Annotated in this window: 14 protein-coding genes and 3 tRNA genes; 7 read left to right on the forward strand and 10 right to left on the reverse strand. The window is 37.8% G+C overall.

Translation table 11 applies throughout. The annotated features are described in order from the left end of the window. Window positions 1-4: 4 nt before the first annotated feature. The 3 genes from BMW39_RS08905 to BMW39_RS08915 all read left to right on the forward strand — a co-directional run bounded on the left by BMW39_RS08905 (window position 5) and on the right by BMW39_RS08915 (window position 2,439). Window positions 5-1,339, forward strand: coding sequence for a hypothetical protein (locus tag BMW39_RS08905; protein ID WP_034973941.1), 1,335 nt, complete (start codon window positions 5-7; stop codon window positions 1,337-1,339). Window positions 1,340-1,415: 76 nt separating this feature from the next. Then, window positions 1,416-2,111 (forward strand): 3'-5' exonuclease, encoded by a 696-nt coding sequence (locus BMW39_RS08910; RefSeq protein WP_034973943.1) that lies wholly within the window; start codon window positions 1,416-1,418, stop codon window positions 2,109-2,111. A 1-nt stretch (window position 2,112) separates the two neighbouring features. Continuing rightward, complete coding sequence (locus tag BMW39_RS08915) at window positions 2,113-2,439, forward strand: SUF system Fe-S cluster assembly protein (RefSeq protein WP_034973945.1); 327 nt, start codon at window positions 2,113-2,115, stop codon at window positions 2,437-2,439. 33 nt (window positions 2,440-2,472) lie between these two features. Here BMW39_RS08915 and BMW39_RS08920 read toward each other — a convergent pair whose 3' ends face one another. Both BMW39_RS08920 and BMW39_RS08925 read right to left on the reverse strand, forming a co-directional pair. Beyond that, on the reverse strand, window positions 2,473-2,877 hold the full coding sequence (locus tag BMW39_RS08920) for an OsmC family protein (protein ID WP_034973948.1): 405 nt from the start codon (window positions 2,875-2,877) through the stop codon (window positions 2,473-2,475). A gap of 117 nt (window positions 2,878-2,994) precedes the next feature. Then, window positions 2,995-3,843: a beta/alpha barrel domain-containing protein gene (locus tag BMW39_RS08925; protein WP_034973950.1), complete on the reverse strand. Its 849-nt coding sequence runs from the start codon at window positions 3,841-3,843 to the stop codon at window positions 2,995-2,997. Between the two features lie 247 nt (window positions 3,844-4,090). Between BMW39_RS08925 and pepT the strand changes: the two genes are divergently transcribed. The 4 genes from pepT to BMW39_RS08945 are packed head-to-tail and all read left to right on the forward strand — an operon-like array spanning window position 4,091 to window position 7,671. Then, window positions 4,091-5,341 carry a peptidase T gene (gene pepT, locus BMW39_RS08930; RefSeq protein ID WP_034974316.1) on the forward strand — a complete coding sequence of 417 codons (1,251 nt, stop codon included), beginning with the start codon at window positions 4,091-4,093 and terminating at the stop codon, window positions 5,339-5,341. 30 nt (window positions 5,342-5,371) lie between these two features. After that, a complete protein-coding gene (locus tag BMW39_RS08935) occupies window positions 5,372-5,791 on the forward strand; it encodes a SufE family protein (protein ID WP_034963970.1) in 420 nt (139 codons plus the stop codon). Beyond that, window positions 5,792-6,757: a glycosyltransferase family 9 protein gene (locus tag BMW39_RS08940; protein ID WP_034973952.1), complete on the forward strand. Its 966-nt coding sequence runs from the start codon at window positions 5,792-5,794 to the stop codon at window positions 6,755-6,757. Beyond that, a complete protein-coding gene (locus BMW39_RS08945; protein ID WP_051879846.1) occupies window positions 6,754-7,671 on the forward strand; it encodes a glycosyltransferase family 2 protein in 918 nt (305 codons plus the stop codon). Before BMW39_RS08940 ends, BMW39_RS08945 begins: the two co-directional genes overlap by 4 nt. Here the strand turns inward: BMW39_RS08945 and BMW39_RS08950 are convergent. The 8 genes from BMW39_RS08950 to BMW39_RS08985 form a co-directional block, all read right to left on the reverse strand. Beyond that, a complete protein-coding gene (locus BMW39_RS08950; protein WP_074719316.1) occupies window positions 7,631-8,095 on the reverse strand; it encodes a VanZ family protein in 465 nt (154 codons plus the stop codon). The two genes, BMW39_RS08945 and BMW39_RS08950, sit on opposite strands and share 41 nt — an antisense overlap. A 187-nt stretch (window positions 8,096-8,282) precedes the next feature. Next, window positions 8,283-8,357: transfer RNA gene (locus BMW39_RS08955), tRNA-Val, on the reverse strand. A gap of 54 nt (window positions 8,358-8,411) precedes the next feature. Then, window positions 8,412-8,486: transfer RNA gene (locus BMW39_RS08960), tRNA-Val, on the reverse strand. Between the two features lie 34 nt (window positions 8,487-8,520). Next, window positions 8,521-8,595, reverse strand: a tRNA-Val gene (locus BMW39_RS08965). Window positions 8,596-8,639: 44 nt separating this feature from the next. After that, window positions 8,640-9,881, reverse strand: coding sequence for a bifunctional folylpolyglutamate synthase/dihydrofolate synthase (locus tag BMW39_RS08970; protein WP_034973954.1), 1,242 nt, complete (start codon window positions 9,879-9,881; stop codon window positions 8,640-8,642). A 133-nt stretch (window positions 9,882-10,014) separates the two neighbouring features. Further along, window positions 10,015-10,665, reverse strand: a complete 651-nt coding sequence (locus tag BMW39_RS08975; protein ID WP_131474282.1) for a hypothetical protein — start codon at window positions 10,663-10,665, stop codon at window positions 10,015-10,017. 171 nt (window positions 10,666-10,836) lie between these two features. Beyond that, the gene (locus BMW39_RS08980) at window positions 10,837-11,478 is read right to left on the reverse strand and encodes a hypothetical protein (RefSeq protein WP_051879848.1); all 642 of its coding nucleotides are present in this window, start codon (window positions 11,476-11,478) and stop codon (window positions 10,837-10,839) included. A 116-nt stretch (window positions 11,479-11,594) separates the two neighbouring features. Continuing rightward, window positions 11,595-12,233: a MotA/TolQ/ExbB proton channel family protein gene (locus BMW39_RS08985; protein WP_034973956.1), complete on the reverse strand. Its 639-nt coding sequence runs from the start codon at window positions 12,231-12,233 to the stop codon at window positions 11,595-11,597. Between the last annotated feature and the right edge of the window lie 48 nt (window positions 12,234-12,281).

A 12,281-nucleotide genomic window follows, 5' to 3' on the forward strand; every position in this document is an offset into this window, starting at 1 on the left:
AAAAATGTATAGTTTTTCACCTAAATTAAAATTGTATTCTATCATACTCATTGTTGTAGGAGTTGTTTTATTCGGGATTGGTTATGCTCTTAACCATGGTTTGGATGATACTGCAATTTCTCATTGGATGGAGTCTGTTCATTCAAAAGGTCATGACGCACCTTCTCATTCTAGTGAGTTAGTAGGTCCGCAGGATCACAACGCTCATTTGGAGCACGCAAAACACCAGATCCACAATCAGCCTTTGGCCGCAGTTCATACATTTGCAGTGTTCTTTTTCGGGATCAGCTGTTGTGCATTGTTCTTCTATAGTATTCAACACGCGGCTCACGCTGGTTGGTCTATTATTGTGACGAGAGTGATGGAGGCAGTGGCTTCGTTCATTCCTTACGGAGGTGTTATTTTAATTATCTTGACGCTTCTTAATGCGACTCACAACGGACACTTGTTCCATTGGATGGATCCGAATCTTACCGATCCGAATTCTCCTGAGTTTGACATTATCCTGTACGAAAAATCAAAATTCCTTAATATTCCTTTCTACATCGTTAGAACATTGATCTACACCATCGGAGCATCTTTCTTCGTTTGGAAATTGAAAAGTATTTCTAAGAAAGTAGATGAGAACAAAGGAGACAGAAAGATCTACGCTAGTCTTTATAGCTGGAATGTAGGTTACATCGCATTCTTCGGGTTTGCATCTGCAGCTTGGGCTTGGGATTGGTTGATGTCTATCGATCCACACTGGTATTCTACGCTTTACATTTGGTATTCAATGGTTAGTTGTTTGTCAACTGCTGTTGCTTGTATCATTTTGGTGAGTGTTTATATTAAGAAAAAAGGAGTATATCCTCAATTCAATAACAACCACCTTCACGATCTTGGTAAATTCTTATTCGCAACGAGTATGCTTTGGAGTTACCTTTGGTTCTGTCAGTTCATGTTGTATTGGTATGCGAACATTCCGGAAGAGATCAATTATTTCTTCGGTAGATTCGAATATTACAAACCGACTTTCCTACCAATGTTGATCATCAACTTCCTTGTGCCATTGTTGGTATTGGTAAGTAGTAGCATCAAGAGAAATTACAAAGTGGTAACATTTATGGCTTGTGTTGTAATAATTGGTCACGCGGTTGATTATTTCAATATGGTGATGCCAGGAACAGTTGGTCCTTACTGGAACAATACTTCTATGTTATTCCTGATTTTCGGATCGTTCATTTTCTTTGTTGGTCTTTTCGTTTTTGCAGTGATGACAGCTTTGTCAAAACTAAAACTGATGCCAACTGGAAACCCGTTCTTCCACGAATCAGAGATCTACGAATATCCTTTCTAATTAATTTTAGAATTGAAAATATAAACCCAGCAGCGATGTTGGGTTTTTTTATTAATTTTAAAGAAACTAAACACAGATGATCCATAAACTTCCAATAGAAAATATTCTTTTTCTAGATATAGAAACCGTTCCCCAAATTGACTCCTGGGATAACCTCGATGCAACGACGCAATATCTTTGGGATAAGAAAACCAAATCTCAAAGAAAGGAAGAGATAGAAGCTTCTGACTTTTACGAACAACGCGCTGGAATCATGGCAGAATTCGGAATGATCATCTGTATTTCCATCGGAATGATCGATAGCAATTCCGGAAAGCTGAAGATTAAAACATTCGCAGGTGATGAAAAAACTTTATTAATAGAATTTTGTGAATTGTTCAATGTTCCAAGGATGAGTAACGTGATTCTCTGCGCACACAACGGAAAGGAATTTGATTTTCCTTATATCGCTAGACGACTATTGGTTCACGGGATGCAACCGCCTATTCCTTTTCAGATGTTTGGAAAGAAACCTTGGGAAATCCCGCATATCGATACGATGGAACTTTGGAAATTCGGAGACTGGAAAAGTTATATTTCTCTGGAATTACTTGCTCACGTTTTCGGAATCCCAACACCGAAAGACGACATCGATGGCAGCATGGTAGCCGATATATACTACAAAGACGGCGATATAGACAGAATCATTCATTATTGTGAAAAAGATGTCTTAACTTTGGCAAACGTTTTCCGGCGAATGCGTCAGGAAGATTTATTAAAAAGATTAGATTAAAATGAAACTGACAGACGATCAAATAGCAGATATAGGAGAAGAAATTATTAAGGAACTGAAATCCGTTTATGACCCGGAAATCCCAGTGGATATTTACGAATTGGGATTGGTTTACGATGTTCAGATCTCAGAAGAAGCAGATGTTTTGGTTATAATGACACTCACATCTCCAAATTGCCCGGTTGCCGAAACTTTACCAGTAGAAGTGGAGGACAAGGTACGAGGCGTAGATGGCGTAAAATCTGCCAAAATAGAACTCACCTTTGAGCCAACCTGGACCAAAGAAATGATGAGCGAAGAGGCCAAGTTTGAGCTTGGTATGTTATAAAACAAAATCCTGCAACTAGCAGGATTTTTTATTTTAATTTTGGTATTCGAAAAGTAAGATCTTCTTGATGTCAGGATGCAAGCTGAGATAGACCGGACTGGTTTTCACAGTATGCTCGATGAATTCCTGCTCTTCCGTAGTGTAAGAATTCGGAAATTTGAAAACCGCGAAGATCTCGCCAATTCTTCTTGGCTCGAAGTACATGGTTTTCTTTAGTTCGCAAGTGGCTCCCGTAATGTCAACATGTCTGTCTTTCCCTAAAACAGCAAGCGAAGCAAATGCACTCTCTGCCAACGCAGTTGCGAAGATGTCGGTAGGAGAGAAGTGTTCTCTCACAGTAAAGTCATTGGATGGAACATAAGTCGAGAAAACGTCGCCAGAAGCTTCGTGTACAGATTCAATTTTGAAGTCGCCTAAGTATGTAGTTTTTGAAGTCATAACGATGGTTTTTTAAATTGTTTTTCTGTAATAAATTTACACTATTTTTTCGAATTCTGAAATTTTAGAAACTATTTATTATCAAAATATGACAAAAATTACAATTCAATCATCAATCTAAAAATGAAAAATATCCTTCGCCATATTATAAGCACTTTCAAAATGAAGAAGATTCTGATAGATATCAATTTTCTCAGATGACATAAAAGTGAAGACTTTCTCCGTCGGCATATTTCCAACCAGGTCATCCTTTGCCATCGGACAACCGCCAATGCCTTTTATTGCGCTGTCAAATCTCCTGCAACCTTCATCGTAGGCCGCTTTCAGTTTCATATAAGAATCTTCATAACGGTTATGAAAATGCGCTCCGAAGTTGATTTCCGGATATTTGTGAGGCACTTTGCTGAAGAGAAGTTTGATTCTTTCCACATCGCCCACGCCAGTCGTGTCAGAAAGCAGAATATCCTTGATTCCAACCTCCTCAAAACGTTTCGCCCAAAAATCCACATCTTCCCATTTCCAGCTTTCGCCATACGGATTTCCAAGCGCCATCGAAAAATAGAGATTCAACTGTCGGCTTTCAGACTTTGCCAATTCGAAGATTTTCACCACTTCCGAGAAAGCTTCTTCACGACTTTTGTTCGTATTTCTATGTTGGAAAGTTTCAGAAATTGAGAAAGGAAATCCCAAAATATCCACCTGCTCGTGACTCAACGCTTTTTCCGCACCTTTGAAATTTGCCACAATTACGGAAAGTTTGGTATTGGAAAGCGACTTGTCGATTTCGTCCAGCACAGTTCCAGAATCCGCCATTTGAGGCATCGTTTTAGGGTTCACAAAACTGCCACAATCCAGCACATCAAAACCAACTTCCATCAGCCTGTTGATGTAATCTATCTTCGTTTGCGTAGGAATCATTTCTCCCCAGCCTTGCATCGCGTCTCTAGGACATTCGGTTAAGAACATTGGTTTATTTTTAAATTTAATTTAGGGCAGCTATTCCGCCTTCCGTTCCCGCTTTTTTTTGCCTAGCTTTTCCCATTGCAAAAAAAGAGCTCCACTCAAGTCGGGCTGCGGTTACGAGTTGCAACATCTTTCAACAGTCAACAATCAATCATCATCTATCGCTTATCATTTATCGCTTAACTCTAGCCACGAATTGTTTGTTGTTCACTCCATAAATATATAACTTTGCGCAGATATGGCAAATTATATGGAAAACATCCAATTGGACGGAGTTTGGAAAGAAAAACTCCTGAGCAGATTCATCACCTACATCAAGATATTTTCAACCAGCGACGCAGAAAGTGATACCACACCTTCTACAGAAAGACAGTGGGACATTGCGAATTACCTTCACAAAGAATTGCAGGAACTCGGACTGGAGGATGTCAGTATCGATGACAAAGGCTATGTTTTTGGATTCATTCCATCCAATATCGAGGAAACGGTTCCACAAGTTGGATTCATTGCGCATTACGATTCTTCACCGGATTTCAATGGTGAGAATGTGAATCCGCAGATTTGGGAAAATTATGACGGCGAAGATTTGTTATTGAACAAAGAAACAGGATTTACCTTGTCTTCAACCAAATTTGAAGCTTTAAAAAAATACATCGGACAAACCATCATCACGACAGACGGAACGACTTTGCTAAGTGCAGATGACAAAGCTGGTGTTGCAGAGATTGTAACGGCTGCAGAATTTTTGTTAGCAAATCCTCAAATCAAGCACGGAAGAATTTCCATCGGTTTCAATCCAGATGAGGAAATTGGAAGAGGCGCCCATCATTTCGATGTTGAAAAATTTGGTGCAGAATGGGCTTACACAATGGATGGCGGCGAAATCGGCGAATTGGAATACGAAAACTTCAACGCAGCCGGAGCAGTCGTGAAAATCCACGGATTGTCTGTTCATCCAGGTTATTCTTTTGGTAAAATGCTGAATGCAGGATTGGTGGCTTCAGAGTTCATCAATTCATTACCGGAAAATGAAACGCCTGCCACAACAAAAGGTTTTGAAGGATTTTTTCACTTGACAGATTTCGAAGGCGATGTTTCCGAAGCTAAACTTCAGTACATCATCCGCGACCACGATGACCAGAAATTTGAAGACAGAAAAAAACTGATTGCTGAAAAAGTAGAAGCAATCAACCAAAAATATGGAGAGAAAACGGCTGAGATAGAAATCAAACCGCAATATCTCAATATGAAAAAACAATTCGAAGGCAAAATGCACATCGTGGACATCGCTGAACAAGCAATGAAAAACGCTGGTATCACCCCGAAAATCAAAGCCATCCGTGGCGGAACAGACGGCGCACAGTTGTCTTATATGGGATTGCCTTGCCCGAACATTTTCGCTGGTGGACACAATTTCCACGGACCGTACGAATTTGTACCTTTGGAAAGTATGATTGCGGCCGTAAGCGTAATCGTTCATATCTCACAATTGGTAAAGTAATTGATTCATTAAATCAAATAAAATCTCTGAATGACAATCAAAGAAAATCAACAAGAATTAGTAGAAGAATTCTCCTTTCTGGAAGATTGGGAACAGAAATACGAATACATCATCGACCTCGGAAAAGAGTTGGAAGGACTTCCCGATGATAAAAAAACGGACGACAATCTCATCCGTGGTTGCCAGTCCAAAGTTTGGATAGATGCCGAACACAAGGACGGAAAATTGTTCTTCAACGCAGATTCTGACGGAATTTTGCCAAAGGGAATCGTTTCGCTTTTGGTAAGAATCTACAGTGGACATTCTACGCAGGAGATTTTGGATTCGGATTTTGATTTCATTTCACAAATCGGTTTGCAGGAATTCCTTTCGCCATCGCGCGCAAATGGACTAATGGCTATGACCAAGCAAATCAAATTTTACGCAGTCGCATTTCAACTAAAGAAGTAGGTGAAGACTATTTTAGCATATCGTTTTTCCGCATTTGGGGACGTTGCAATGACTGTTCCTGTGTGCGTCGAGTTTCTGGAGCAGAATCCTGATGTGCAAATTATTTTCATCAGCAGGGATAATTTCAAGGACCTTTTTGACAGACATCCAAGACTGATTTTCAAAGGCATCAGCTTTGATGATTACAAAGGTGTTTTCGGAATTCGAAAGCTGACCAGACAATTGAGAAGAGAATTCAAACCCGATTATGTCGCTGACCTTCACGATGTCATCAGAACAAAAATGGTGAATTCCATCTTCAAAAGACACCGTTACAAAGTTTTTAAAATCAACAAAGGCAAGGAGGAAAAAGAGAAACTGACCAACGTTTGGAATCTCGACAAAAAACCACTGAAAAGAACTGTGGAACGTTATGCCGATGTGTTCAGAAAAATGGGATTTCCATTAGAATTATCTCACAAATTGAGACCTCAAACTGACGAAAAATGCGGAGTAGGTTTTGCGCCTTTCGCTCAACACAAGGGAAAGATGATGCCTATGGAAAAGTCTTTCGAATTGGCTAGAGTTCTTGCAAAATCACATAAAATTTACTTCTTCGGAGGCGGAAAAGAGGAGGACGAAATCCTGAGAAAATGGGAAAGTCAAATCCCGAATACGTTGAGTTTGTCAGGGAAATTATCTTTAAAAGAAGAACTTCAAAAAATCTCCGAACTGGAAACAATGATTTCTATGGATTCTGCGAATATGCATTTGGCAAGTTTGATGGGAACCAGATGTGTTTCTGTTTGGGGTTCCACGCATCATTTTGCAGGCTTTTTGGGTTACGGGCAAAGTGAAGATGACATTGTCCACGTCAAAGATTTGTCTTGCAGGCCTTGTTCTGTTTTTGGCGATAAAGAATGTTTCCGAGGCGATTATGCTTGTCTGGAAGAATTGAACATCCAGAAAATCATCGACAAAATATGAAGCTGAGCATTTGCATTCCTGTTTTTAATTTTGATGTCAATGAATTGATTGATGATCTTCAAAATCAAATTGATTCTGAAAAGTTAGATGCAGAAATCATTTTGATTGATGATGCTTCTAGTCAGGAGTTTGTTAACATCAATAAAAATCTGGAGACAAAAGTCAGCCAATTTATATTCCTTGAAAAAAATATCGGACGTTCGAAAATCCGAAATCTATTTTTAAAATATACCAACTCAGAATATTTGCTTTTCCTTGATTGCGATGGGAAGGTGATTAATGAAAATTTTCTCAAAACCTATTTTGAATTTATCAGTAGACAAAATCCCGATGTCATTTTTGGAGGAAGAAAAGTAAGTGAAATTGAGCCAGATTCAGAATATGGATTGCGATGGAAGTTTGCCACTGAGAGGGAAAATCTACCCGTAGATCAACGTTTGAAATCGCCCTATTTAAGTTTTCAGACCAATAACTTTGTGGTTAGGAAATCTGTTCTTGACAAAATTAGGTTTAATGAAGGAATCACACAGTACGGCTACGAGGATCTCATATTTGCAAAAGACCTCTACAACCATCAGGTGAAAGTGGACCATATAGACAATCCAATTTTTAATAATGATGTAGAGACCAATGTCGTTTTCCTTGCGAAAGCGGACCAATCTGCAAAAAGTTTGGCGCAATTGATTAATACGGATAAGAATTTTGACAGAGTTTCAGAGATCAAATTGGCAAAAGCTTATCTGATGATGAAGAAGAGTGGAACTGTGCATCTTTATCAGCTCCTTTACAAACTATTCAAATCCCAAATAGAAAAAAAGCTCCTCACGGGCAATGCCTCGCTAAGAGCTCTAGATTTTTATAAATTGGGTCAGCTTATCGGGTATATGAGTAAGCCGGAGATTCGTCGTAATTAAGGTCAATTCTAAGATTTGCCACATTCATCCAAGTGGCCACTTTCAATCCGAAATATCCTATCAACATTCCAAATGTATTAAGGAAAACATCGTCTATATCAGCAGTTCCTCTCGCTGTGTAGTATTGGGCAAGTTCTATCGCCGATATTCCACAAACGAAGAGGAAGAATAGCAAGGGCAAATTGTTCAGTTTTTTAATTAATAAGCCAAGTCCTCCAAATGGGATAAATACCAATATGTTCCCTACGATATTGACCATAAAGGTCTCTGAGAAAAAATTATTGTATCGTAGAAAGTAGGTGATGCTTTGAAGCGGATTGAGTTGTAAGAATCCAAATTCGGGATGCCTGCCACAACCGTAAAACATCATATATAATAGGAAAATAGTGTAGAAGGGAATTAACACTGCATAATATCTTTTCATAGGTTTCCTTTTGAGGGGATTAGTAATTAAAAGAGTTTTATACCAAAAGAAGGCGAAACAATTTTATTTTTCTACACGCATCAAAAATCTTTCCTAAAACAAAAATTAAACAAGCGATTAACCTTTTTTATAAACTTTAACATTTATGTGAGGTCGAAATTAAGGAATTAACAAAATTTTAAGAAAGTGGGCAGTACAGGATTCGAACCAGTGACCTCTGCGATGTCAACGCAACGCTCTAAACCAACTGAGCTAACTGCCCAAAATTTCATCAAAGTAGAAAGAAAAAAATCTCCCAGTTTCCTGAGAGATTTTGTGGGCCCTGAGGGATTCGAACCCCCGACCCTCTGGGTGTAAACCAGATGCTCTGAACCAACTGAGCTAAGAGCCCTGAAATTTTTTGAAAGGCTTCAGTATCCTTTTTGTGGGCCCTGAGGGATTCGAACCCCCGACCCTCTGGGTGTAAACCAGATGCTCTGAACCAACTGAGCTAAGAGCCCCACTGAACGGCTTACCGTTTTGAGTGGTGCAAATATACAAATTATTACGAAGTCAGCAAATTTTTTTCTAAAAAATCTCCCACTACAAAGTTGCTTCCGCCAATAAAAATCATTTCTCCAGCTTTACAATTCTGTGTTGCAGAAAGATAACCATCCTGAACGTTTTGAAAAATTTTGTAATTAATTTCACTTTTTTTCAGCAGGTCTTCATAAGTTTCGGGATTTCGGCCTCGGTTGACGTTTGGTTTTACAAAATAGTAGTTTTCATTTTTGGGCAAAATTTCCAAAACTTCATCAATTTTTTTATCATTTACAAAACCAAGAACTATATGTTTGTGCTGAGAATATTCATTCAATTGATTGAAAACTTCTTCCAGTCCAGCTTTGTTATGACCAGTATCACAAATCGTCAAAGGATTTTGTGAGAACTCAAACCAGCGTCCGATGAAGTTGGTGTTTTTAGATACATTCGAAAGGCCATAATTTATATTTTCCTCAGTAATTGTCAAATTCTGTCTTCTCAACTCATCAATCAAAGCTAAAACGACTCTGATGTTCTTTTTTTGATACTTGCCTTTAAGGTCAGATTCTAACGAAGTTTCAATCGTTGTTGCATCAATGAACTCAGCATTCATTTCTTTTGCTTTATTAATGATAATGTCGCGAACAGGAATCTTCTCATCTCCAGAAATAATAGGAATGTTTTCTTTGATGATGCCTGCTTTTTCAAAAGCAATTTCTTCAATCGTCTCACCCAAAAGGTCTTGATGGTCCAATTGAACATTCGTAATTGCAGAAACCAACGGCTTAATGATGTTCGTAGAATCCAATCTTCCGCCCAAGCCAACTTCGATGATTGCATAATCAACTTTTTGCTGATGAAAATATTCGAAAGCCATTATGGTTGTGAATTCAAAAAAAGAAGGCTGGATTTCGCTCGGTAATTCTTTTAATTTCTGGATGAAATCGTAAACAAATTCCTTATTGCAATTCTTACCATTCACTTTGATTCGTTCCGTAAAATCTACCAAATGTGGCGAATTATAAAGCCCGATTTTATAACCTGATTCCTGAAGCACGGAAGCCAACATATTGCTCGTAGAACCTTTACCGTTGGTCCCGCCGATATGAATCGTTTTGATTTTATCCTGAGGATTTCCAAAAAAGTCACAGAGTTTTTTGATGTTTTCAAGTCCAGGTTTGTAGGCTGAAGAACCATCTCTTTGATAATTTGGAGCCTGGGCAAAAAGCCAATCAACGGCTTCCTGATATTCGTGTGAATTCATATTTCAAAATGAATTACAAATTTAAAAATAAGAAGAATGTAAGGGAATTAAATCTGAAAAATTTTGACAATGAATAAAATGAAAATGAGTGAAAGCTTAAAATCTACATTTCCGATGCTCAAATTTTAGGAGATTACAAGTTAGAGTCAAGTCCTACTATTGTCAAATTAAATTCTATTTTTCTATTGTCAATAGTAGTAAAAAGCATTCTTACAAAGCCATAATCGCTATTATAATAAAAGATAGATTTGGTGTTTCCTAAATCTGGAATTATTGTATCAATATGGATTTCAATGCATTCAATATAATTACTTCCAAGTTTATAAAGTTTTTTTGTGTCAATCACTTTATAGTTGCTTTTGGAAGTTCGCCGTCCTTCCCATTCAATCCATTTTTTATCTCCCCAATGATTTCCGAAATTAAGCTCGTAATCCCAAGTATTTGATGTGAATTCAATATATGGAAAAGCATTCATTTCCAATATTCTAAAATTATCACTTCGCGGCGGATGCATCCAAAACTTATCATTTTTAATAATAACTCCGGTCATTTCGTAATGTGTAAAATTATTTGCGGATTTATTCTTTATAATGATTTCTTCACATTTTTCAACAGAATTACAGTAGTCGTAAGCAATAGTTGATTGCCCAGGATTGAATGATTCAAAATCATAGTATTTCAACATTAAAATTTTATCTTTTGAAATGATGCTGTCGGCAACGATCTTGTAAAAATAGGCCTTGTTTACAAAGTTTTTGACATCATTTGAATTATCATTTTTCACTTGACTGAAACAAAACGTGCCTAGAAAAAGCACAAAAAGAAAAAAGTTGTGTTTGTTTGTATTATTTAAATTTTTGAACATATTGCTTTTATAAATCAAGTAGAAAATTATTACTACTAATTTATAAATATTACCAATGTAAAATGATAAATAATTAAGAAAGAATTATATCTAAAAAACAATCGTGTAAGTCCCCTGAGAAACATTCTGAGATTTCTTCGCCTTCACATATTTTTTTGTCCAAATCACAGCCGCAGTCACATTGCAAACGTCTTTGATGCCACTGCTTCGTCCGGCAGAAGTTACATTCCCTGCTTTGTCAACCGTGATGAACATTACCAACTGACCTTTGGCTTTGCAATTATGAGAAGGTAATTTCCCGGCTTTTCCCATCGTTCCGGGAATGAAAGCGGTCAAGATTCTGTCTTTACCAATTTTGGTGATTTTTTCCTCCTTGGAATCCGTTTTAGAATCATCCTTTTTCTCGTCTGTTTTAGCGAGTTTTTTATCCTCGGTTTCAGATTTTGGAGTTTCCTTTTTTTCCTCTTTTATAGGGGTGATTTCTTGAGCAATAGAAACGGTGTCTGCAGGTAAAATTTCAACATCTGGAATATAGATTTCCGGTTCTGAAATAGAGTCTGCGTCTGGTTCAATTTCCGCCTTTGGAATTTCTGCTACCACAGGTTTTGGTTGTTCAGAAGCTTTGTAATAAAGTGAATTAAATGAAAACAAAAGCACAAAAAAAACCAGCGCAACCACATAAAATGCAATTGGCAAACCTGATAGTTTCTTCGTTCGTCTTCGGAATTCCATTTATAAATTTTTAATTGATGAAAACAAGTAAGCAAAATTGAGCGTCTCACTCTGAGTGATGATGAAATCTTGAGTGATTTATGTGTTTAAATATTCATTTTAATTTCCAAACTTTTCTAAGCCGGCTTATTAATAATATCCAAAAACTCATTCGTGTGAAACTGGATTTTCATTAATAGATAATCAACCTTCGCCACCAAGATGTTATGAAAAATATAAGATAAAAATCCTACAATCAGGCCAACTACAGTCGGAGCTAAAGCCTTGTAAAAGTCTGCCGCCAAAAGATTTTGAGAAATCACCGTATCAGTTTTTGACAAGCCTCCAAAAGTGGAAGCCAAAATCATAACGCCACCAAGGAGTCCAAGCATCGGTGCTGCACCAGAAAGTGTAGCGAGAAATCCGATGTTTTTTTCTGCCTTATTGAGTTCAATTTGTGCGTGGGTTTCCATTGCGCTGGCAATTTCGCCAACTGGTCTTCCCAATCGGGAAAGGCCTTTTTCCACGCTTCTGGATTCTGGCGAATTATCTCTTCTGCAAAAGTCGACAGCGGATTGAACGCGTCCGTCGTTCAATAGGTCGTTCACATTTTTCAACAAGTAAGGGTCAACCTGATTTTCGCGGTTGAGTGCAAAAAACTTCTGTCCAAAAAAAACTACAGCCGCAATTCCTAATAATATCAGGATAATGACCAGCGTAACGCTGAGTAAGCCTCCGCCAAATAAGAATTCCCAAATAGAAGGTTGATTTGCCATAGTTCAAATATTGTTTTTTACAGTTTCAAATTTATGAATAACTTAAAG

The sequence above is a fragment of the Epilithonimonas lactis genome, from assembly GCF_900110605.1.
GTDB lineage: Bacteria > Bacteroidota > Bacteroidia > Flavobacteriales > Weeksellaceae > Epilithonimonas > Epilithonimonas lactis.